The sequence below is a fragment of the Rhizobium sp. 01T437 genome, from assembly GCF_056398505.1.
This window is the reverse complement of sequence record NZ_JBFTPM010000014.1, coordinates 44,129-64,625: the sequence shown is the minus strand read 5'-3', so window position 1 is coordinate 64,625 and position 20,497 is coordinate 44,129. Positions and strand designations below refer to the sequence as shown.

The window sequence follows — 20,497 nt, the reverse complement described above, 5'->3', positions numbered from 1 at the left end:
GCTCCAATAGCAATTTTAGACGATTCGACTGGATAAAAGCGCACTCCCGATAGGATCAGGAGTTCAGCGCGTTGTTAAGATCATGCAACCCGATCATCAGCATCATGGGGTCCGATGGTGAAGGTAAGAAGCCGATCGCCTCATAGAAAGCGCGTGCGTCACTGGAAATTGCATGCACCAGCACGCCGCGGATTCCGAGGATTTCAGCAGCATTAAGCAGGCGCAAGCCCGCGTCGCGGACTAGTGCCCTACCGATACCGCGGCCTTGGTAGGATCCATCAATGGCGAGGCGGCCAAGCACTGCAACCGGAATAGGATCAGGCATGTTGCGCCGAAACCGGCCAGGTGTTTCCGGCTGCTTCACGGCGCCAGAGGCGAGCGCGTAGTAGGCGATGACGCGGTTTGCTTCGCACACGACGAAGGTGCGCGATGCGCCGCCTGCCTGATTGGCGCGGGCGCGACGGCGCAACCAGTCATCCAGTTCAGGCACGCCGGAACTGAATTCGGCCAGTTCGTGATGATCACCAAGTGGGACCGGTGAGCTTAGGGTCACGCCTCATCCCATGGCGCTTTGGTCGACATGGTGCGTTTCAGGCGATCGTTGGCCTGTGCGGGGGCATCCAGCCGGGCGAGGTACTCGGCGTAGATCTCGGGACTAACCGTGAATATGGTACGGTCGAGCAGCACTTCCTCGGCACGGCGCTCGGAAGCCTCCAGCATGAAATCCGTACGCGTTTTGCCGAGTAGCTCGGCGGCACGGTCGATTAAGTTGCGGGTCGCAGGCTTGATGCGCATATTTAGCGGTACGCTTGCGTCCGGGCTTTTGGTCCGTTGCGATGTGGGCATGGGAAGCTCCTGTGTACACGCATGAGATAACGTAACGACATCATCTTTACAAGCCTGTAAGGATGATGTCGTTACGTATTGCAGTCTCATCCTTTTGATTCGCGACCGCCTCGAACGGATTCCAACCGAATTCAGGTACGCGGTATCACCGCACAGGTTGTGCTATTTAACGCCTGACGCATCCTATGCAGTGCGCCGAGTGGCGTCAAATCTGTCCTGGTTGGACTTAGGGATCGCTGAGGTTCTGGCAGGCGAAGAAGGCTTCAATGGCCGGTCATCTTGAGAACAGCTTCGGGAAGACGCTCCCCCTGTACCTTGATCTTCGAAGCTTCCTCGTCGATCTCTGCGAGGTCCGTGAGCGTCAAGTCGAGTCCGGCACCCCCGATGTTTTCCTCCAGGCGATGCAGCTTCGTCGTGCCAGGGATCGGCACGATCCAGGGCTTCTGCGCCAGCAGCCAGGCGAGCGCGACCTGCGCAGGCGTTGCTTGCTTGCGGGTGGCGATCGTCGTGATGACCGAGACGAGTTGCATGTTGGCCTTGCGTGCCTCGGGCGAGAAGCGAGGCACCATATTGCGGAAGTCGCCGTCCTCGAACTTGGTATTTTCGTCGATCTTGCCGGTCAGGAAGCCTGCGCCGAGAGGGCTGAAGGGGACGAAGCCGATATCGAGGTCTTCAAGTACCGGCAGCAGTTCCTCTTCAGGCCCGCGCCAGAACAGCGAGTATTCGCTCTGGACGGCGGTGACAGGCTGGACTGAATGCGCGCGCCTGATAGTCTGGACGCCAGCCTCCGAAAGTCCGAAGTGCTTCACCTTGCCTTCGGCGATGAGGTCGTTCACGGCGCCCGCCACGTCCTCGATCGGAACGTTCAAATCGACGCGATGCTGATAGAAGAGATCGATGTGGTCGGTCCTCAGGCGCTTCAGTGCGGCGTCCGCGACGGCCTTGATATGCGACGGCCGGCTGTTGGTGCCACCGGTGCGCGCGCCGGTCTCAAGATCTATGTCGAAACCGAACTTGGTGGCGATCGTGATCTGGTCGCGAATGGGCTGCAGGCCCTCGCCCAGCAAGGATTCGTTGGCGAACGGACCATAGGCCTCGGCCGTGTCGAAATGGGTAATCCCGCGCTCATGGGCGTCGCGAAGAAGCCTGATCATCTCGCTCCTGTCACTCGGGGCGCCATAGACGCCGCTCATGCCCATGCAGCCGAGCCCGAGTGCAGACACTTCAAGTCCCGAATTTCCTAGCTTACGTTTTTGCATCGTCTTTCCTTCGATTGTTCGTCGCGTCATTGTCCGGAGAGGAAGTCCGAGCTGACGCTGAGTTCTTTCCATGCATCGATCTCGCGCCGCTGTGCGTCGACTTCATTTCCGACGATCTTGACGGCGTCGCTACCGAGAAGGAGTCGTGCCGGCAGTTCAGATCTGCCGATCAGACCGAGTAGCACCGCTGCGGCCCGTTCCGGATCGCCGGGCTGGGTGCCATGGGTCTTGTCATTCTCCTTGCGCCGCGGTCCTGCGGTCGTGGCGTAGTCGTCGATCTTCATCTTCGCCTGCTGCAAGGACCGGCCCGCGAAATCCGTCCGGAACGCACCCGGCTCGACAATCGTCACGCCGATACCGAGCGGTGCGAGTTCCTTGCGCAGCGCGTCGGACAAGCCACCGACAGCAAACTTCGAAGCCGAGTAATAACCGGAGCCTGGTGCAGCCAGCCTGCCGGCGATCGAGGATATGTTCAGGATGGTACCGGAGCGGCGCGCCCGCATTCCGGGTAGCACCGCCTTGATCATCGACACAGTTCCGAAGAAGTTCGTGGCGAAGAGATCGGCGACTTCCTGGTCGTCCCCCTCCTCGACCGCCGCGCGATAGCCGTAGCCGGCATTGTTCACCAGCACGTCAATCGAGCCAAACCGCATCTCCGCCTTGGCGACGACCTCGGCCACCTGGGCCTTGTTCGTGACGTCGAGCGCGGCGGCCAGAGCCGTGTCAGGGAACCGAGCGGCGAGATCCTGCACCTTCGCAACGTCGCGTGCCGTTACCGCCGCGGTGTGGCCGGCTGCAAGAACGGCTTCTGCGAGGCTCTGTCCTAGTCCGGTCGAGCAGCCCGTGATCATCCAGGTCGTCATCGTGTTTCCTTCCGATTTTCCAGGGCTTGGCCGAGTTACGTCCGTGGCGGGGCTTCGACGCCGGAATAGACCAGCACTTGATCCGGAAGACGCGCGCCCTTGACTGGATCGCCGCCACGGCCTTGTTCAATTCCGCGATCTCGTCGGGAGCCAACCTGACGAAAGCGGCACCGATGTTTTCCTGCATGTGCGGCATCTGGGTGCTGCCGGGGATCGGAACGATAAATGGCTTCTGCGCCATCAGCCATGCCAGAGCGATCCGAGCAGGCGTGGCGGTCTTGCGTTCGGCCCACGTCCTCAACAATGCGACCAGAGCAAGATTGTTCGGCAGGTTGTCCGGTGCGAAGCGGCCTTCGATGCCACGGATATCGCCCTCGGCAAACCGCGTCCGCTCGTCGATCGCGCCGGTCAGGAAGCCGACGCCGAGCGGACTCCATGGAACGAAGCCGATGCCCAGCTCCTCGCAGAGCGGCAGGACGGCGTCTTCCGGTCCCCGCCACAGCATCGAATACTCGCTCTGGATCGCGGTCAACGGCAATTCTGCGTGGGCGCGGCGAACCGTCTGGAGACCCATCTCGGAGAGACCCCAATGGAGAACCTTGCCTTGCGCCTGAAGATCCTTCACGACGCCTGCAACGTCTTCGATCGGAACGGCCGGGTCGACGCGATGCTGGTAGAGAAGGTCGATGCGGTCGGTCCGCAGGCGCTTGAGCATGCCGTCGACCGCGAGCTTGATATGAGCCGGCCGACTGTTCAGGCCCGGCAGCCGCTTGCCGGTCTCCAGGTCGATGTTCCAGCCGAACTTCGAGGCGATGACCACCTTGTCCCGAAATGACTGCACGCCCTCGCCCAGAATTCGTTCGACCTCGTGCGGCCCATAGGCTTCCGCAGCGTCGAAGAGCGTGACGCCGTTCTCGTACGCAATCCGGATGATGGCGTGCATCTCCGTGCGCGTTGGAATGGTCGTCTGATAGGTGCGGCTCATGTTCTGGACGCCGATGCCGATGCTGGACACCTCCAGCTGTCCGAGTTTTCGTTTTCCGAGCGCCGCGCTCCGGGAAGTCGGGCTTGCAGTCGTCGCCGATTGGGCGGCCGCTGGAGAGAAGCTGGCCTCCACCAGAGGCATGGCAGCGACAGATCCCGCCGCGCCAAGGAAGCTGCGGCGGCCCATCTTTAACGTCTTCTCGTCCCTCATCGGAAATCCTTTCGAGCTCATGGGCTTCACGGCCCGCAATATAGCCCTCGCCGATCTCCAGGATTAGATGGCATAATCCGCATCTCCCTATAAGCAGGACTAATGAATGCCGCACGAGAACTACAACGACCTCGCCGCCTTCGTGACCGTCGCGCGCGAAGAGAGCTTCACCAAGGCGGCCGTGAAACTGGGCATCTCGCAGTCGGCATTGAGCCAGACGATCCGCGGTCTCGAGGAGCGTCTCGGCCTGCGGCTCTTGACGAGGACGACGCGGCGCGTGTCGCCAACGGCCGCGGGCGAGCGGTTACTGCAAACCGCAGGACCTCGGTTCGAGGAGATCCAGGCCGAGCTCGTCGCCTTGAGCGCGATGCGAGACCGGCCGACAGGCACCGTCAGGATTACGGCAGGCGAGCATCCGGCGATCTCCGTCCTTGCGCCCGCGCTGGACCGGTTCCTTCCGGACAATCCCGACGTCACCGTCGAGATCATCGTCGACTACGGCCTGACCGACATCGTCGCCGAACGCTTCGATGCAGGAGTGCGCCTCGGCGAGCAGGTCGCCAAGGACATGATCGCGGTCCCGATCGGCCCGGAGCTACGCATGGCGGTGGTCGGCTCGCCCGCCTATTTTCGGCAGAACCTGTGGCCGGAGACGCCGCAGGATCTCACGGCCCACAATTGCATCAACATGCGCCTGCCGACGCACGACAGCATCTTCGCCTGGGAGTTCGAGAAGGACGGCCGCGAACTTCGGGTCCGCGTCGAAGGACAGCTCGTCTTCAACAATCTGGCAATGCGCCGCGAGGCCGCCCTTCGGGGACTGGGGCTTGCCTACATGCCCGAAGATCAAGTGGACGCCGATCTCAAGAAGGGAGAACTGATCCGGGTGCTGGAAGACTGGTGCGAACCCTTTACAGGTTATCATCTCTATTATCCGAACCGGCGGCACCCCTCGCCGGCGTTTTCTCTCGTTGTGGAAGCGCTCCGGGTTCGCAGATAACGCGCTAATCAACGCATCGTGATTGATAAGGCAGCCTTATGACCACATGCGGATTTCAGTCCCTAACCCCCCCGTGTCCGCTCCCTTATTCTCCTGCGACGACCGAAGACTGCGGCCCTGCCTTGCCAGGTGTCCCATACGCGCAGTCACCAGCAACGGGGAAGACATGACGAAGCAATCACGAGCGCAGCAACTGATGGGGATGATCGCGCCCAAATTGGCCGAACTGACCGACAATGTCCTTTATGGCGACGTTTGGGAGCGGCAGGAGTTGTCGAAGCGCGACCGCAGCCTGATCACGGTCGCTGCTCTCATTGCCCTGAACCGTCCCGATCAGCTTCGATCGCATCTCGGCATCGCGCTTCAGAACGGAGCGACGAAGGAAGAGCTCAGCGAAGCCATAACCCACCTCGCCTTCTACGCCGGCTGGCCGAATGCGGTGACCGCAGCGGGTGTCGCAAAGGAAGTGTTCGAGGGAGCGTCCGAATGAAGAACGTTGCAGGCCTTGTCGCAGGCGCATTGCTTTCCGGCTGCGCGGTGGCCTTGATCGGATGGCAGGTCCACGCGGAGCAGAACCGCACGACATTCCCGGATCTCGACAGGCTGATCCATTACACCACCGTCACGCGCGGCGAAGTCACCGAGCACATCATGACGTCGCGCGAGGCGATCGAGGCCGTCAAGAAAGGTCAGCCGGTTCCACCCGAGACGCATGTCGTGCTCGTCGACTATAGGGGCGGTCAGGTTTTCCGCTACTTCGTCATGGAGAAGCGCGAGGGCTGGGGCGCGGACTACGACGACAACCGCAGGACTGGAGACTGGCAATTCCAATGGTTCAAGCCCGACAAGACGATCAACATGGCCGAGAACACGGCGCGCTGCCAGTCTTGCCATACCTCGCGGGCCGACCGGGACTTCCTCTACACGCACAGCGACATGCGGCGCTTCGAATTCGAATGATGCCGCTTCCCGTTCGCCTGCTCCTTCATCTTGCCGCACTTGGCCTTCTCGTTGCGTGCCTCGCCTATTGGTGGCTCGACAACCTTGCCCACGAGATATTCGGCACGCTTCTCTTTACGCTGTTGATCACCCATGTCGCCGTCAATTGCCGCTGGTACGGTGCCGCCATGCGCGGCCGCTACGGCGTAGCAAGGGTTTTCAACACGGTCACGATCGCAGGACTGGCCGTCACGATGGCGACGATGCTGGTGACAAGCTTCCTGATATCGCGCGATGTCTTCGCCTTCGCCTCTCCCGACGGGGCGTTCGCCGTTCGGGAGATCCACATGTTCACCGCATACTGGGTCGTGCTGATCGTCTCGGTGCATCTGGGTTTCCGATGGCGGATGGTAATGACGGTGCTTGCCAGGATGTTCGGCATCGTCGAGACAAATATTTGGCGATCGGCGCTATTGAAGGCAATGGTGGCGATCATCGCGGTGTTCGGCGTCAGGAGCTGCTTCAAGATGACCTTCGGCTCCAAGCTGATGCTGACCTACACGCTCGACATGTGGGATTTCAACGGTTCGACGCTGGGCTTCTTCGTCAACTACGGTTCAATCATGGCCCTTGTCGCCACCCTGGCGCACTATAGCGCCGCGTTCATACGACGGCGCGAGCGTTTGTCAGAGGCGCCCCCCAGCACTGCAGACGCTGGCGTCAGGCGGTCCTGAGGCGTCGGGAGTTTTTGCCTGACGAGCGCATCGACGCGCTCGGCTATCTCCTCGGCCGCGACCGCATACGGCATGGGACAGAGACGGCAATGGCCGTGATGCGGACATTCGGCCGGAACCTCGCCATTCGGTTTGCACATAGGTTTTCTCCGGAAATTCTGAACCGGCAGCGGGCGAGCCTTCTGTCGCCCGCTGCCCGCCTTTCAGGCTGCCAGTTGCAGTGTGCCAGCGAGCTGCGCGAAGTCGCCGACCGAAAGGGCGGGGCGGACGGCGAAATCGATGACCGCTTGGAAGACTTCCGGTGGCGCATCCTTCTTCATGGCCCCGAGCAGCGCAGCACGTTCGGCCGGATTGATCGCCGGGATCATGATGCGCATAAATGCCATGCTCTTTTCCGGCGGCAGGGAGGCGATGATACGCATCTCGATACCCAGCATTTCATGGTCGGTGAAGTTGCGCCACAGAAGGGGGCCAGTCACCGTTTCCTCCTCGTGCATATGCGCGAAGTCGTCAGCGATGTAAGCGGCGAAGGCGAGGTAAAGCTTGCGCCCGCACGCCGGCTTGTGCAGCGGCCAGGCATTTTCCCAGGCGACGATCAGTTCTTCCAGCTCACGGAAGGCAGTGCGGTGGTCGTCGTGCTGTTCGTCGAGCGTGGTGGTGGGAAGGCCCTTGGCGGCGAGCGCTTCGTGGATGTGGTCATCTTCATGACCGACGTGGGAGGCGGCGAGCATCAGGTAGTGGCGCAGGTCCTCGATCAGGAAGCCGGTCTCCTCGGCATTGTGGAAATCGGCCGTGCCGAGGCGTCCAAGCAGGTCACAACCGGCCTTGCGCAGGCCCTTGTGGACGGCGCCGTAGATATCGTAGCGGCTATTGAGATCAGGAATGCTGGTAAGCGAAAATTCGTGGCTCATGACTGGTTTTCCTCTCTTTAGCCGGCGCCGCTTCTCTGTGCGCCGGCCGATGGGGAGGGGATAGTCGAGGTACCTGCGAGGAGCATCCTAAAACCATCCTAAGCGATCGCCGCGATTGCTAAGAATATCCTATCTACTTATTGTGACTTCGAAGTAGGGAGAAAAGCATTGCTGGGCTCGAAACTCGCGGAATTCATCGAAAGTCCCGTCATGATGCTGTTTGCGACGCGCGACGGGAGCGGCCGGCCAATGATCGGCCGGGGTTCGGGCGTACGATTAGACCGGTCGAGCGGATATCTGCAATTTCTTGCCTCGCGCTGCCAATGGCCGAGGGCCGTGGGCGAGGCGTTGGTCGGGCGCCCGATCGCCACGACCTTTGTTCGGGCCGCCGATTACAAGGCCTGTCAAATCAAGGGCCAGATCCTGGATGCCGGACCCGCGGACGCCGCCTGCCAGACGCTGGGCGAGGCCTATGTCGCCGAGCAGCTGGCGCGCATGCTAGCGCTCGGGGTCACCCGCATGCAGCTTTCCAGCACGCTGTCCGACCAGGATCTTGTCTGCCTGACGATTGCGCCGCAGGAAGTCTTCGAGCAGACGCCAGGGCCGGGCGCCGGACGCAAGCTGACGCCGGAAATCGAGGCATGATCCCGCTCGAGCGGCTGCGCGACAGTTTCGAAGGCGTCATCCCCTCCGTTATCGCCACCACCGATGCCAACGGCATGCCCAACGTCTCCTACCTCTCGCACGTGCACTATGTCGATGAGACACATGTGGCGCTTTCCAACCAGTTCTTCTCCAAGACCGCCGCCAACGTGGCACGCAACGGGCTCGCGACCGTCATGATAGTCGACGGCTATAGCGGCCAGCAACATGTGCTCGACCTTGTTTTCGAGCGCTCGGAGACGGAGGGCGAGGCCTTCGAACGCGTGGCTGTCCATCTCGCGATCCTCGAAAGCCGGATGAGCGGGATCATGAAGCTGCGCGCCCTCGACATTTACCGGGTGGAGGACTGCCACGCGGTTCCGGCCGCCAATCCGCTCGTCGCGCCCGAGCCGCTGGTGCTGCCCGACCTGATGGGCAAGGTGGCGAGGCTTGCGGCGTGGATGTCGGGCTGCGTCGACCCCGAAACGCTGCTCGACATGACGCTTGAGGGGCTGGCCGAGCACTTCGGCTATGGCCATTCCATAGTCCTGGTGCCGGACGGTGAACGCGGGGACCTGACGACGATTGCCAGCCGTGGCTACGAGCAGTTCGGCTTCGGCGCCGAGGTTGCGGCCGGGAGCGGCATCATCGGGGTCGCCGCCGAGCGCAGGAGCGCCGTCCGGATCACCGATCTCAGCCGCGGCCAGCGTTACGTCCAGGCGGTGCGGGTCATGGCCGGTATCGAGGACGCCGCCTCCATCCCGCTGCCGGCTCTCGAAAAGCCGCTGAGCCAGATCGCTCTGCCGCTGGTCGCACACTCGAGGCTCGTCGGCGTGCTCTTCCTGGAGTCGACGGAACGCTTCACCTTCCGGCACCGCGACGAGGAGGCGCTGACGGTAGTGGCGGCGCACCTCGCCACCGCCCTCTCCTTCTTGTCCGATGAGCGCGAGCGGGCCGAGACGGGCCGGCGCGACAGGGCCGGGCCGCAGGTGGAGCACGCGCCGGCCGGTCGGCGGATTGCGGTGCGCTTCTACCAGCGCGATGGCTCGCTGTTCGTCGACGACGACTACCTGATCCGCGGCGTGCCGGGGCGGCTGCTGCTGCACTTTCTCGAAGACTACACCCGTAGCGGCAAGCAGGAGTTCCTGAACCGCGAGATCCGCCGCGACCGGCGCCTGCAGCTGCCGGATTTCAAGGACAACCTGGAGACCCGGCTGATCCTGCTGCGCCGGCGGCTAGAGGAAAAGGCCGGGCCGATCATGCTGGAACGTGCCGACCGAGGCCGCCTGCGGCTGACGCTCGCCGGCCGGCCCGAGATTGAGGTGATCGAGGACTAAGCCTTCCGCATGTTCCTCAAGGCATATGCCGCACCAAGGAACTCGGCGAGGCTCGGCACCTTGTTGTTTCGACAGAAACAGAGCCCGGCCTTTGGTCCCGGTCCTCTTCGTGGTGGCCGACAGTAAAGCCGACAAACGAGCGCCAAGGAAGCCACACTGGCGCTGTTTCGGGCGCGGGCGAACCAGCCGGGGTCGGTGCTGACCGTCACCGTCTTTAAGCGCCACCCCCATCTCGCGGGCGAAGCTGAAGTCGTCCCTCCGCTTGGCGACGAACCGTAGGGCAGAAGCTGCCGCGGCTGAAGACAAGCACCATCGGACAGCGGCCTTGAAGCTCGGAAAGCGTCCGGCGTTTTCCTGGGTGATCGCTCAGCTCGCAATCAGGGAAAACTGCCCCGGTCACAATATCTGATCGCATCCCGGCTCTGTCACATATCGATGACGAGCTCGCCTTTCGGCTGCGAGCAGCACAGAAGCACATGACCGTCCGCCGGGGCATCGATCGGATCGGGACGGTAGCACACTGCACCGGAAATCAATCCGGTCTCGCAGGTGTGGCAGACGCCTGTCCTGCACGACCAGCGCACGGGCACGTCGCATGCCTCCGCGAACTCCAGCAGATTGTTGAATTTCGGGTTCCAGGCGACGCTAAGACCACTGCGGGCAAACGAGATCAAGGCGCCCGCACCGGGAGGCCCGTCCGGCTGATGCGGTTGCCGGCTCGGCGGGGCCGCGATCCCCGGAGTGATCGACGAGGCCGATCCGAACATTTCGGTATGAATTCGGCCGCGCTCCACTCCGAGCTCCTCAATCCCTGCTGCAAGATCGTCCATGAAGCCTGCCGGCCCGCAGAGATAGAAGTCGCCGCCCAGCGGCAGGCGCAGCGACTGGATGACCGCCAGATCGAGGCGTGATCGCCTGTCGTAGTCAATACCTGGCTTATCGGCTGGATCGGGTGCGCTGTAGCAGACGAGGCTTTGGGCATCCGGAAGGATTTGTAGAAGCCCTCTCACTTCGTCCGCAAACGGATGTTCTCGTCCATTCCGGGCGCCATGGAGCCACCAGATTTTTCTGCCCGAGCGATCGACTGCCAGGGCATGGAGCATGGCAAGGACGGGCGTCGCGCCAATGCCGGCGCTGAGGAGGACGATCGGCGTCTCGCCCTCGGCCAGCGTAAAGCTGCCGCGCGGAGCGCTTGCCTGCACCAGCTCGCCGAGGCTCAGCTCGTCGTTGACATAGGCGCTGGCTGCGCCGTGAGCTTCCCGCTTGATGCTCACTCTGTAATAAGCGTCATTTGACTGGCCCGACAGGGAATAGCTCCGCAGCAAGACAGGAGCCCCTCTGGGTTGGAAACCAAGCACGATGAACTGTCCCGGAAGGAAGGCGGGCAGCCGCTTTGCATCCGTCGGCTCGAGCTCAAGAGACTTGACGCTTTCGCTCTCGAGCGACATGCGCGACACTTTGAACGAGCGAAATCCCTCCCATGCCGGCTCGGGATGCCTTGCCCCCGTAAGGCCAGCGTTTCCAGGCGAAGCCCCGTTTTTTGGAGATTGCTCCAGCAAGGACTGAAACGAGCGACGCCAACCGGGACTTAATGCGGTGATCCGCAATGCACGTTCCAATCGATCGCGAGGGTGACCAGGCTTGTAGAGAAGATCGTTGATGTCGGCGACCGTCATACTGTCTTCTGCCGATGCCACGTGTTCGACTTCGTCACCCTCCTGAACTTTTCCTTCCTTCAGGACACGGAGGTAGAATCCTGGTCTCCCGTGCGAGACCAGCAGGGCAGCCATTTCCGGCAGCTCCATCCGAATACCGAGCCGATAGCAGGTAACGCGAGGCTGGCTCACCTCGAAGACAGCGTCGCCGATGCGGTAGCGGTCGCCGATGCAGACTTCAGCGTCTGGAAGACCGTCGACCGTGAAGTTCTCGCCGAACTGACCATAGACGAAATCACGTCGGTCCAGATGTTCCTCCCAATAGCGGTAGGAATCCGTCTGGTAGACATAAACTGCGCGGTTCTCGCCGCCGTGGCCAGCGCGATCCGCCTGGCCGTCGCCGTCGATGTTGAGGCGGCGCACCATGCAAGGTCCTTTGACCGGCGTCTTCCAGATCGCCGTATTCACCAGCCTCCCCTGCCACTCGATATCGCGCGGCAGGCCGACGTTGACCGAAAGCAGATGAACCATAACGTTCCCTTTCGAAGATCATGACGAGATTTCTCTGCCAGAAGGCCGTCACCCATGAGCTTGAAATCCGCCCATGATGCCCAGCAATCCCGGTTTCAAAAAGCTCGAGTGCGTCGCGCTCGAAGACGGTCAAAGGTTTCCGTTTCGTCTTTGTCCATAAGTGCTGGGTATTCGACCACGTCGGCGGCGGCCAGGATTGCAGATAATTTGCGCCCCATGTCTTGGCTTCCAACATGAACTCCGCGCTACAAACCGTACATGATTTTACCGCATGTTTCACGCGCGCCTGAATAGTCGCCCCCGACGAGTTGAGTTACGACCTACCGAAGCACGGTCGGTTCCAAGCCTCGAAAGCCTCGTTTCACTCGAACGATGCCAACTCATCTGATCCTCCGTTGGATCAGCAAAAGCGTCACACCCACAGCAGAAAATGTGAGTGAGAGCCAAATCCCGATGGAAATGCCGGGTCAGTTCCTAGTGGAAATCAATAGAATAGCTATATTTCACAATTCTTTCTTAAGGGAGATAGTGCAGCAGGAGATGGCCGAGTGCTGGCGGCTGAAACTTGGCGATATCGATATGGCCCAGCGTCCAAGGAAAGTGCACGTGAACACGAAACCCTGCGAGTGCGTCAGTGGCATAAACTACGGCCTGGTCGCAAACACTCGCTCAGGCCGTAGCTTGCCCAATTCATCCTTGCTTGGAGATATCCTTTGAGTTTCATATCGACCGCAATGCGCTCCGCCACGAATGCGCCGACGGTTTTGACAGTCGAAGCTATTTTGGAAAATCGCCTTTACGCGCTCGCCCTAAAAGATGCCGCGCTGAAGCTTATTGCCATGCACGATGCCGCACCTCGCATCGTTCGCTACACCGCAGATATGAAACGATGGCTGCTGACACAGTCAATTCTGGCTTTTCATTTTCAGCGTGTCACGTCGCCGTCTCATCCGGGCCTCACGGCCGCCAAACTGAACGCCCTCATCGCTGAGAGTAAGGTTGCATCCAAGAACACGGCGTTCGCACATCTCGCAGAGATGCGCAATTACGGTCTCTTGGTTGATACTCATGAAAGCGGGGACCGGCGCGTTCGCCAGCTCAGAATTTCCGAAACCGCCGAAACCTTGATCCGCGAATGGTTCAACGAGCATTTGAAATCACTCGACATGCTCGATCGGGGCACGCGATTCGCACGATCATCAGCCGATCGGCGCTTGCTTTGGTATGCGCAGCCCAGAATGTCCAAGCGCCTCTTCCACGATCCGAACTGGGCGAGCCCTCCGCAGACGGTGGACGCTTTCGTTCGAACTGCTTCCGGCAGCAACATCCTGCATGATCTGATGTCTCGCTTACCCCCGGAAAGGGAACTGGAGCCGCGCGTGTCTATTGGCCCTTTGCGCATCGGAGAGTTCTTCAAGCGCTACGCCATCTCCCGGACCCATGCGCGGCGCCTTTTCGATCGCGCTCACTTGCTTGAGACTTGTGGATGGGACCTCTCCAGCAACAGCGGTGATTTCTGGCTTGGAGCAGAGCTGATCCGCGACTATCGACATTGGCAGGCTGTGAAGTTTGCCGCAATCGACGAAGCGTTCGAATGGGCCTGCTGTCATCTATCCGAGACAACGAACGAGCAACGACGGGATTGAGCTCTTGGCGCGGCAGTGCAAGACCTGGTGGGCTTACATCCACTCCGTGCTCGCAAACTACCCGCTCAGCCGGCACAGGACTTGGACCAAATCCGCCTTGACAACGAGCACAGATCACCTGCCTGGCCGCACCAGCGACCGTGCGATATCGATGATGTCATCGCGCGCGGCCGTCGGGTCTTCCCTATTCCAGGCGACATTGAGCCCTATTCTGAAGTCGACACCCTCACCTTCCTCAGCTCAAAACCGTGGTTCGGCAGATCCTGCGCCCAATCCGACACGAAGCCGATGCCAATCCCGGGATCGATCGCGATCCCCTAGCTCGCCGGAGAGCTATCCATGGGTTCACACGCGCGATCAATTCGGGAGCTATGGCAGATGCCGCGCGACAGAGCCGGTCGGGCACTCGTCCCGCGGCCGCTTTCCCCTGGCGCTTATGCGCGAGTTTTCGGCTCGGGCTGGATTTCCGCAGACAGCGCGACTGGGTGTTTAGGAAGCCCCAGGTCGTCCCGTCGGCTAAACATGCCGACACTCCTCCAGACTATAAGACCGCGATCAAACATCCAGTGGGCAGTGTCTGGTCCGCTCATAACGATCTCCGGACCGTTGGTTTCCACTGGCCGACCGCACACGTTTCTCTAGGATTCTCGTGGATTGTATTGATTGACCTCTTTTCGAGACCGTCAGTCCGACAGGCGACCCGGCCTCAGACGGGCTGCGCCATTAGGGACGATCGAACGCGTCACGATGCCATCGCATAATGCCGATTTTCTGAGATGCCAGCGCTGCTTGTCCGGAACCGGTGCAGCAATTCCGCGAGGTTCTCAGTTTCCTGCGTCAGACTCTGAGCTGCAGCCGTGGTCTGTTCGACCATCGCTGCGTTTTGCTGAGTCACCTTGTCCATCTGGTCGCCGGCGGCCGAGACCTCGCGCAGGCTTGTGGCCTGCTCGCGGGCGGCCACCGCGATTTCGGCGACCGTCGCATTCATCGCGGTCACCTGCTCGACGATCTGTTCGAGCGAGACGCCGGATTCGCCGACCAGTTCGACGCCCGTCTTGACCTGCATCGAGGAGGTGGAGATCAGTTCCTTGATCTCTCTTGCCGCATTGGCCGAGCGCTGGGCGAGCTCGCGCACTTCCTGCGCGACGACGGCAAAGCCCTTGCCGGCCTCACCGGCGCGTGCGGCTTCGACGCCGGCATTCAGCGCCAGCAGGTTGGTCTGGAAGGCGATCTCGTCGATGACGCCGATGATGTTGCCGATCTTCGACGAGGAGTTCTGGATTTCCGTCATCGCGGCGATGGCGCGGGAGACGATCTCACCACCCTTTTCGGCGTTGGTGCGGGCCGTTGCTACGACAGCCTGGGCGCGGCTGGCGCCTTCCGCCGTTCCGTTGAGGCCGCGGGTGACATCACCGAGCGCCGCGACCGTTTCTTCCAGCGAAGCGGCCTGCTGCTCGGTACGGCGGGCAAGATCGTTGGAGGCGGTGGAGATCTCCGCAAGGCCGGACCGGATGGTCGTGACCGCGCGAATAACGGAACCGATTGCTTCTTCCAGGCTTGCGACCGAGTTGTTGAAGTGATCGCGGATCCTGACGTAGCGGTGGTCGACTTCGCCGACGCGGACCGAGAGATCGCCCTTCGAGAGCGCATCCAGGCCGAGAGAAATCTGGCGGAAGGCATGCTCCATCACCTGTGCGTCGCTGAGGCGCTCGGCTTCCTGGCGCAGCCGCTCTTCTTCGGCTGCGAGGCGGGCGCGCTCGGCATTGGATTCGGCGATCAGCTTGGCGCGACCGGTCTCCTGGAAGACCTTCAGCGAACGCGCCATGGCGCCGAGCTCATGACGATGCTCGACGCCCTTGATCGCGATGGTGTCGTCGCCGCGGGCAAGCCGCTCCATGGACTGCGCCATGCCGCGAACGGCGGAGGAAATCAGTCGGCCAACCAAATAGGAAAGCAGGAGGCCGATGACGATCAACAGGCCACTGATGACCAGCGTCGTGCTGGTCGCGGCGGCGACCGTTGCTTCGACCGAACCGTCCAGGTTCTTCTGCGCGCCGGTCACGGTCGCCTGCAGATCTTTGAACGCGCCCGATATCTTTGGCGCGAGCACGTTGAGCTGCGTCTGACGGATATTGCCGGATGCCTGCAGTACTTCCTTCATATCGCCGAGACGGGCAGTGTAATTCTGCATGAGCTGGCCGGCGCCCATCAGGCGCTTCTTCTGCAGCTCGTTCTTCACAACTTTCGCGGCGGCATCGTTGAGCGCTACCGCTTCGGCGAGCGCTGCCTGCGCCGTATCATAGGCGGCGAAATCGTCCGAATGCACGAAACGTTCGGAAAAATAGAGGCTGCGGTTCAAGGCCTCCAGCGTCTCCGCCGTCATATGCAGCAGGGCCACGTCATTCTGGCGCCAGGCGCTGCGCATGACGTCGTTGAGCGCGATGCTGGTCCAGGGGCCGAATTCGGTGACCTTGGAAATCAGCATGTCACGTCGGGCCTGAAGGGCGACGATCTGTTCGAACGCCTTGCCATAGGCGGCAATGTCCTGACGGATTGTCGCAAGACCGGACTGCAGGTCCCTGTTGTCTGCAAAACGCGGATCGCCCGCCTCGAAGGCTTTGACGCCGGCGCGGAAACTGTCGACGACGGCCTGCGTCGGCGTGGAACGGAAGGCTTCCGCCGACATCTGGATCTCGTGCAGTCGGTCGCTGTAATCGGAGATGGCGAGGCTCTGGCCTGCCGTGGCGCGATAAGATGTGAAGATCGCAGCAAGCCCGTTCATGCCGGAGATCGCGCTGACGGTGAGAAGGCTCATCAACAGGATCAGCGGTACGAAGCCCGAGGTGATCTGCGCACGAATGCCGAATTTATTCCAGAAATGCAACATGATAGGCCTCTTATGCTCACTGGCTCTTCGGCAAATATTTGGATAGGTTCTCGGGCGTCACGAGTTCGAAGGGAACGTTGTTTTCGCGCGGCACCTTCTCCTTGTTGGCGAGCTTCACGGCAGCGTCGACTGCGGTCGCCCCCTGCCCGATGGCACTTTGAAGAATGGTGACGTCGAGATCGCCGGCCTCCATCGCGGCAAGCGCGTCGTCGGTCGCATCGACCCCGGCGGTGACGACGTCCTTCATCGGCATACCGGCCTTCTTCATGGCGCGGATCGCACCGAGCGCCATCTCATCATTGTTGGCGATGACAGCGTCGAACTTGACGCCGGCCGCCAGCCATTCTTGCATCTGCTGGTCGGCATAATCGCGCGACCAATAGGCAGCCTGCCGCTCGACGATCTCGAGGCCCTTGCATTCCGGCGTGGCGATGACGTCCGATATGTCCTGGGTGCGGGCACGGGCGGCAGCGTGGAAGGGTTCGCCCATCAGCACGACGACGCGGCCCTTGCCCTTGAGGAGCGCGCAGACCTGCTTCGTTTGGAGCGTTCCTGACTCCTTCTCGTTCGAGGCGACCACGACCTGATTTTCCGGCAGGTCGAGCAGGTTGGAGGGGACGTTGTTGATGTAGACCAGCGGAATGCCCGCGTCTGCCGCCATCTTGGTCATTTGCGGCCCGAGGTCGCCATCGGAGACGGCAAGGATAATGGCGTCGACCTTGTCGGCAATAAGCTTCTGGACCTGCTTCTTCTGCAGCTCATTGTCGCCCTTGGCATTTTCGGTGACGAGCGTAAGTCCTGATATCGCCTGCCCGTGGGTGACGACGCCGTTCAGCAGCGCCGTTCTGAATTTGTCGAGATCGGACATCGAGACGCCGATTGTCTGGGCGCTGGCGGCGGAGATCGACATCGCCAAGGCTATGGATGCGAGCGTGGCAGTCTTCACTAAATTCCCTCCGCGATTTGGACAGAGTAGGATCGTTACAAATCTTGGTAAATTTTACCTTTCATTCGTAGAGAGGTGGCCAAGGAAATTTAACGGTTGGCCATGAGATCGAGGTCGGGGACTGTCCGACCCTTTGTGTAGTCGGTGTATCCGGAAAGCGTCGTGCCCGCGAAGTCAGCGCGGGAGGCGATAGCGTCCCGACCTTCCTATGCGGTGCGGATATCTACCATGGTCATACGGCCATGCGCTTTCGCCTCTGCGACCAGATCGCCGACAGAGACGCAGAAAACTTCCTGAGGTGGAGTTTACTTGGCTGACATCCGCGGTTTTTCACAAGACGAAATTGAAGCGGTTCGCGACCACGCTAATCGTTCTTATTTGCCAGAACGCCAAAAGTGGCTCGTTAGATTGATCCAGCTCCAGCTCTGGGATGGTTCTCGTAAAAACGTCAACCAGCGTGGGAAGAAGATCGAGGCCATGCTCGTCGGCTCCCGGGATGCTTCTCAGACCGAAATGTCCGCGATCTACCGTTGGAATTGGGGGGAACACACGGGGGAAGAAAAAATAGCGCCGGATCAGGAATTGCTGGACCTGCGGCTTGCTTGGATCACCGAACATGGATTCGTTCACTTGAATGCGAGAGGACGAATGTTATCAAGCGAAGCCTATTTAGAAGCTGGGGCCCAGCGTTCAACTGCAATCAGCCGAAAGGCCTGAATGATCGCCTCGAACGGATTGGAACCGGTGCCTCCCCATCTGCCGCCGCTTCGGACATTTTTCGATCGTCAAAACAAATCACGAGGAACAGACCCTTGAATAGCTTGCGGACCCTATAAGCCGTTTGCTTCCGCGCATTCCCCGGTATGAATGCAGATCACATTTGGGGGAGATTCTAGGTGCTCGACTTAGTCTGCCTGACGATCTGGAAGGACATCGACATTACAGCAACATCGAGGCACCACGGTCGAGATAGGTATCGAGGAATTGTTCTAGACGGGGATTTCTCGGCTTCTTAAAGACCTCCTGGGGCGATCCGCTGAAGAGCACCTTGCCGTGGTCGAGAAAGATGATCTGCTGGCCGACGGTCGCAGCAAAACCTATCTCGTGCGAGACAACAACCATGGTCATGCCCTCGGCGGCCAGATCGCGCATGACGTTCAAGACTTCGCCAGTCAGCTCCGGATCAAGCGACGAGGTCGGCTCGTCAAACAGCATGATCTTGGGCTTCAGCGCCAGGGCACGGGCAATCGCCACGCGCTGCTGCTGTCCACCTGATAGCTGCGAGGGATAGTGCCCGGCCCGGCCCTCGAGGCCAACCTTGACGAGCTGGGCCATTGCCCGCTCCTCCGCATCCTTGCGGCCCATCTTGTGAACCGTCTTCAATGCTTCACTGACATTGCCAAGCGCCGTCATGTGCGGCCAGAGATTGAACTGCTGGAACACCATGCCGAGTTGGGCGCGGATCGCCCGGTTGGTGGCGGCCGAGACGCGCTCGCGCCGTCCTTGAGAATCCTCGGTAAAGCCAAGCATCTCGCCGTTGATGGAGATCGTCCCGTGCGTTGCCTCCTCAAGAAAAGCCATGCAGCGCAAAAGAGTGCTCTTGCCGGAACCGGAAGGGCCGATGAGGCAGGAAACCCGTCCGGGCTCGATGGCGAGATCGATACCATGAAGGACCGTGGTCTGTCCGAAAGTCTTGATGAGATTCCTAACTGCTATTGCGGGGACGCTCATGCGTTGAAAAACCTGAATCTGGAAAGTTTCGTTTCGGCAAGGTTGCCAAGCCAGCCGGTGACTTCGACGAGCACCCAATAGAAAAGCGCCAATGCGGAGAGTGCTTCGACGAAGGCATATTGTTGCGACCCGATTGCACTCAGCGTGGCCGTCAGCTCCGGCACGGTGATAATGGACAAGACCGCCGTCTCCTTCATCAGGATGACCACCATATTCACGGATGGCGGCAGCACCAGCATCGTCATTTCTGGCAATAGAATGCGCCTGACGATCTGCCCCTTTGTCAGGCCGACACATTCGCCAGCCTCGATATGGCCCTTCGGCACAGCCCGGAAGCCGGAGCGAAAGATCTCGCTGAAATAGGCCGCGCCATAGATCGAAATGCCGATCAATCCGGCGGGCAAGGGATCGAGATCAAGGCCGACAAAGGGGCCGCCGTAGTAGACCAGGAATATCTGGATGAGAAACGGCGTGCCGCGCAGTACAGCTACGACGGCACCCAGCGCCTTGTCGATCAGCGCGCCGCCATATCGTCTGGCGACTGCCATGAGAAAGCCGATGACGGCTGCAGCGATGGTGCCGAGGATCCATATCATGATTGTCACGCCGGCGCCGCTGACGATGGCCGGCCACTGCCCGATGAGGACATTGATATCGAATGTCACCGCGGCGCCCCCGAGAGTCTATTTTCGATCAGGCCCCCGGCAAGCGCCACCAACCAGTTTATCACCAGATAGATGAGACCGGCGGATGCGAAGAGCTGCAGCGGCAGGAAGGTGCTGCCGGCAAGGTCCTGAGCCATGCGCGTCAGTTCGACGATGCCGACGACTGAGACCAATGACGACGCCTTGAGAATGAGGATCGCCTCGTTGACGAGAGCTGGAAACGTCAGGCGCAGGGCGATCGGAACCTTGACGCGTCGGAAGATCTGGCGCGGTGTCAGACCGACCATTTCCGCCGACTCCACCAGACCCAGAGGCACGCTGGCAAAGCCGCCGCGCAGGTTCTCGGCCTGGTAGGCTGCCGTGCAGAGAGACAGGCCGATGATCGCGGCCACGATGCTCGGCACATTGATGCCGATGACCGGCAGCAGATTGTAGATCAGCAGCAGTTGCACCAGCAGCGGCACGCCGCGAAAGAAGCTGATGAAAATCTGGGCAGGTCGCACGAAAAGCCCCCGCCCCGACAGCAGCATTCCCGAAAGAAGGATCGCAATCGCAAAGCCGATGAGGATCGACACAACACTGATGGTCACCGTGTAGATCGATGCCTGCAGAAGCAACTCGAAGAGTTTAACGGACATTGTTCAGATTTCGCTCGCTTGGCGGTGAGGAAGATCCGGTCGCATTCCTCGGCCATGCCCCGGCATCCCGCG

General features: G+C 60.8%; 18 protein-coding genes and 5 pseudogenes. 8 read left to right on the top strand and 15 right to left on the bottom strand.

The window, feature by feature from the left end; translation table 11 throughout:
• Positions 1 to 55 precede the first annotated feature (55 nt).
• From AC1DM5_RS25400 to AC1DM5_RS25380, 5 genes and pseudogenes are all read right to left on the bottom strand, one after another.
• The gene (locus AC1DM5_RS25400; RefSeq protein ID WP_477820009.1) at positions 56 to 553 is read right to left on the bottom strand and encodes a GNAT family N-acetyltransferase; all 498 of its coding nucleotides are present in this window, start codon (positions 551 to 553) and stop codon (positions 56 to 58) included.
• Positions 550 to 846 carry a type II toxin-antitoxin system TacA family antitoxin gene (locus AC1DM5_RS25395; RefSeq protein ID WP_477820008.1) on the bottom strand — a complete coding sequence of 99 codons (297 nt, stop codon included), beginning with the start codon at positions 844 to 846 and terminating at the stop codon, positions 550 to 552. The genes AC1DM5_RS25400 and AC1DM5_RS25395 overlap by 4 nt, the downstream gene beginning before the upstream one ends.
• A gap of 263 nt (positions 847 to 1,109) precedes the next feature.
• Positions 1,110 to 2,105 carry an aldo/keto reductase gene (locus tag AC1DM5_RS25390; RefSeq protein ID WP_477820007.1) on the bottom strand — a complete coding sequence of 332 codons (996 nt, stop codon included), beginning with the start codon at positions 2,103 to 2,105 and terminating at the stop codon, positions 1,110 to 1,112.
• A gap of 26 nt (positions 2,106 to 2,131) precedes the next feature.
• Positions 2,132 to 2,968, bottom strand: a complete 837-nt coding sequence (locus tag AC1DM5_RS25385; protein WP_477820006.1) for an oxidoreductase — start codon at positions 2,966 to 2,968, stop codon at positions 2,132 to 2,134.
• A 35-nt stretch (positions 2,969 to 3,003) separates the two neighbouring features.
• A pseudogene (locus tag AC1DM5_RS25380) lies at positions 3,004 to 4,163 on the bottom strand (aldo/keto reductase).
• A 106-nt stretch (positions 4,164 to 4,269) separates the two neighbouring features.
• On the opposite strand from AC1DM5_RS25380, the gene AC1DM5_RS25375 reads away from it, so the two are divergent.
• The 4 genes and pseudogenes from AC1DM5_RS25375 to AC1DM5_RS25360 all read left to right on the top strand — a co-directional run bounded on the left by AC1DM5_RS25375 (position 4,270) and on the right by AC1DM5_RS25360 (position 6,836).
• Positions 4,270 to 5,163 (top strand): LysR family transcriptional regulator, encoded by an 894-nt coding sequence (locus AC1DM5_RS25375; protein ID WP_477820005.1) that lies wholly within the window; start codon positions 4,270 to 4,272, stop codon positions 5,161 to 5,163.
• 122 nt (positions 5,164 to 5,285) lie between these two features.
• Positions 5,286 to 5,653: pseudogene (locus tag AC1DM5_RS25370) on the top strand (carboxymuconolactone decarboxylase family protein).
• Positions 5,650 to 6,123: a cytochrome P460 family protein gene (locus AC1DM5_RS25365; protein ID WP_477820004.1), complete on the top strand. Its 474-nt coding sequence runs from the start codon at positions 5,650 to 5,652 to the stop codon at positions 6,121 to 6,123. The pseudogene AC1DM5_RS25370 and the gene AC1DM5_RS25365 overlap by 4 nt, the downstream one beginning before the upstream one ends.
• A complete protein-coding gene (locus AC1DM5_RS25360; RefSeq protein ID WP_477975943.1) occupies positions 6,120 to 6,836 on the top strand; it encodes an ACT domain-containing protein in 717 nt (238 codons plus the stop codon). The genes AC1DM5_RS25365 and AC1DM5_RS25360 overlap by 4 nt, the downstream gene beginning before the upstream one ends.
• A gap of 203 nt (positions 6,837 to 7,039) precedes the next feature.
• On the opposite strand, the gene AC1DM5_RS25355 is transcribed toward AC1DM5_RS25360, so the two are convergent.
• The gene (locus AC1DM5_RS25355) at positions 7,040 to 7,747 is read right to left on the bottom strand and encodes a hemerythrin domain-containing protein (RefSeq protein WP_477820002.1); all 708 of its coding nucleotides are present in this window, start codon (positions 7,745 to 7,747) and stop codon (positions 7,040 to 7,042) included.
• A 168-nt stretch (positions 7,748 to 7,915) separates the two neighbouring features.
• Here AC1DM5_RS25355 and AC1DM5_RS25350 point away from each other — a divergent pair, with 168 nt between their 5' ends.
• Together AC1DM5_RS25350 and AC1DM5_RS25345 are read left to right on the top strand one after the other, a co-directional pair.
• A complete protein-coding gene (locus AC1DM5_RS25350) occupies positions 7,916 to 8,392 on the top strand; it encodes a hypothetical protein (RefSeq protein WP_477820001.1) in 477 nt (158 codons plus the stop codon).
• Complete coding sequence (locus tag AC1DM5_RS25345) at positions 8,389 to 9,726, top strand: GAF domain-containing protein (RefSeq protein WP_477820000.1); 1,338 nt, start codon at positions 8,389 to 8,391, stop codon at positions 9,724 to 9,726. Before AC1DM5_RS25350 ends, AC1DM5_RS25345 begins: the two co-directional genes overlap by 4 nt.
• Positions 9,727 to 10,151: 425 nt before the next feature.
• Here the strand turns inward: AC1DM5_RS25345 and AC1DM5_RS25340 are convergent, their stop codons facing one another.
• Positions 10,152 to 11,912: an MOSC domain-containing protein gene (locus AC1DM5_RS25340; protein ID WP_477819999.1), complete on the bottom strand. Its 1,761-nt coding sequence runs from the start codon at positions 11,910 to 11,912 to the stop codon at positions 10,152 to 10,154.
• A gap of 32 nt (positions 11,913 to 11,944) precedes the next feature.
• Positions 11,945 to 12,130: pseudogene (locus AC1DM5_RS25335) on the bottom strand (hypothetical protein); the annotation flags it as partial.
• A 495-nt stretch (positions 12,131 to 12,625) separates the two neighbouring features.
• Between AC1DM5_RS25335 and AC1DM5_RS25330 the strand changes: the two are divergent.
• The gene (locus AC1DM5_RS25330) at positions 12,626 to 13,558 is read left to right on the top strand and encodes a hypothetical protein (protein WP_477819998.1); all 933 of its coding nucleotides are present in this window, start codon (positions 12,626 to 12,628) and stop codon (positions 13,556 to 13,558) included.
• 114 nt (positions 13,559 to 13,672) lie between these two features.
• Here AC1DM5_RS25330 and AC1DM5_RS25325 read toward each other — a convergent pair.
• From AC1DM5_RS25325 to AC1DM5_RS25310, 4 genes and pseudogenes are all read right to left on the bottom strand, one after another.
• A pseudogene (locus AC1DM5_RS25325) lies at positions 13,673 to 13,866 on the bottom strand (LysR family transcriptional regulator); the annotation flags it as partial.
• Between the two features lie 234 nt (positions 13,867 to 14,100).
• Positions 14,101 to 14,181, bottom strand: a pseudogene (locus AC1DM5_RS25320) (HNH endonuclease); the annotation flags it as partial.
• Positions 14,182 to 14,300: 119 nt separating this feature from the next.
• Positions 14,301 to 16,445, bottom strand: coding sequence for a methyl-accepting chemotaxis protein (locus AC1DM5_RS25315; RefSeq protein ID WP_477819997.1), 2,145 nt, complete (start codon positions 16,443 to 16,445; stop codon positions 14,301 to 14,303).
• Positions 16,446 to 16,461: 16 nt separating this feature from the next.
• Positions 16,462 to 17,391 carry a substrate-binding domain-containing protein gene (locus tag AC1DM5_RS25310; protein WP_477819996.1) on the bottom strand — a complete coding sequence of 310 codons (930 nt, stop codon included), beginning with the start codon at positions 17,389 to 17,391 and terminating at the stop codon, positions 16,462 to 16,464.
• Between the two features lie 309 nt (positions 17,392 to 17,700).
• On the opposite strand from AC1DM5_RS25310, the gene AC1DM5_RS25305 reads away from it, so the two are divergent.
• Complete coding sequence (locus tag AC1DM5_RS25305) at positions 17,701 to 18,108, top strand: hypothetical protein (RefSeq protein WP_477819995.1); 408 nt, start codon at positions 17,701 to 17,703, stop codon at positions 18,106 to 18,108.
• 222 nt (positions 18,109 to 18,330) lie between these two features.
• Here the strand turns inward: AC1DM5_RS25305 and AC1DM5_RS25300 are convergent, their stop codons facing one another.
• From AC1DM5_RS25300 to AC1DM5_RS25290, 3 genes are read right to left on the bottom strand one after another with little or no spacing between them, the layout of a single operon-like run.
• Complete coding sequence (locus AC1DM5_RS25300) at positions 18,331 to 19,122, bottom strand: amino acid ABC transporter ATP-binding protein (protein WP_477819994.1); 792 nt, start codon at positions 19,120 to 19,122, stop codon at positions 18,331 to 18,333.
• A complete protein-coding gene (locus AC1DM5_RS25295; RefSeq protein WP_477819993.1) occupies positions 19,119 to 19,787 on the bottom strand; it encodes an amino acid ABC transporter permease in 669 nt (222 codons plus the stop codon). The genes AC1DM5_RS25300 and AC1DM5_RS25295 overlap by 4 nt, the downstream gene beginning before the upstream one ends.
• On the bottom strand, positions 19,784 to 20,425 hold the full coding sequence (locus AC1DM5_RS25290; RefSeq protein WP_477819992.1) for an amino acid ABC transporter permease: 642 nt from the start codon (positions 20,423 to 20,425) through the stop codon (positions 19,784 to 19,786). The genes AC1DM5_RS25295 and AC1DM5_RS25290 overlap by 4 nt, the downstream gene beginning before the upstream one ends.
• Between the last annotated feature and the right edge of the window lie 72 nt (positions 20,426 to 20,497).

Excerpts from the sequence above, each read along its gene's own strand:
- AC1DM5_RS25385 (WP_477820006.1), bottom strand. The coding sequence starts at position 2,968 with ATGACGACCTGGATGATCACGGGCTGCTCGACCGGACTAGGACAGAGC.
- AC1DM5_RS25365 (WP_477820004.1), top strand. The coding sequence starts at position 5,650 with ATGAAGAACGTTGCAGGCCTTGTCGCAGGCGCATTGCTTTCCGGCTGC.
- AC1DM5_RS25300 (WP_477819994.1), bottom strand. The coding sequence starts at position 19,122 with ATGAGCGTCCCCGCAATAGCAGTTAGGAATCTCATCAAGACTTTCGGA.
- AC1DM5_RS25290 (WP_477819992.1), bottom strand. The coding sequence starts at position 20,425 with ATGTCCGTTAAACTCTTCGAGTTGCTTCTGCAGGCATCGATCTACACG.
- AC1DM5_RS25390 (WP_477820007.1), bottom strand. The coding sequence starts at position 2,105 with ATGCAAAAACGTAAGCTAGGAAATTCGGGACTTGAAGTGTCTGCACTC.
- AC1DM5_RS25360 (WP_477975943.1), top strand. The coding sequence starts at position 6,120 with ATGATGCCGCTTCCCGTTCGCCTGCTCCTTCATCTTGCCGCACTTGGC.
- AC1DM5_RS25395 (WP_477820008.1), bottom strand. The coding sequence starts at position 846 with ATGCCCACATCGCAACGGACCAAAAGCCCGGACGCAAGCGTACCGCTA.
- AC1DM5_RS25355 (WP_477820002.1), bottom strand. The coding sequence starts at position 7,747 with ATGAGCCACGAATTTTCGCTTACCAGCATTCCTGATCTCAATAGCCGC.
- AC1DM5_RS25345 (WP_477820000.1), top strand. The coding sequence starts at position 8,389 with ATGATCCCGCTCGAGCGGCTGCGCGACAGTTTCGAAGGCGTCATCCCC.
- AC1DM5_RS25340 (WP_477819999.1), bottom strand. The coding sequence starts at position 11,912 with ATGGTTCATCTGCTTTCGGTCAACGTCGGCCTGCCGCGCGATATCGAG.
- AC1DM5_RS25315 (WP_477819997.1), bottom strand. The coding sequence starts at position 16,445 with ATGTTGCATTTCTGGAATAAATTCGGCATTCGTGCGCAGATCACCTCG.
- AC1DM5_RS25375 (WP_477820005.1), top strand. The coding sequence starts at position 4,270 with ATGCCGCACGAGAACTACAACGACCTCGCCGCCTTCGTGACCGTCGCG.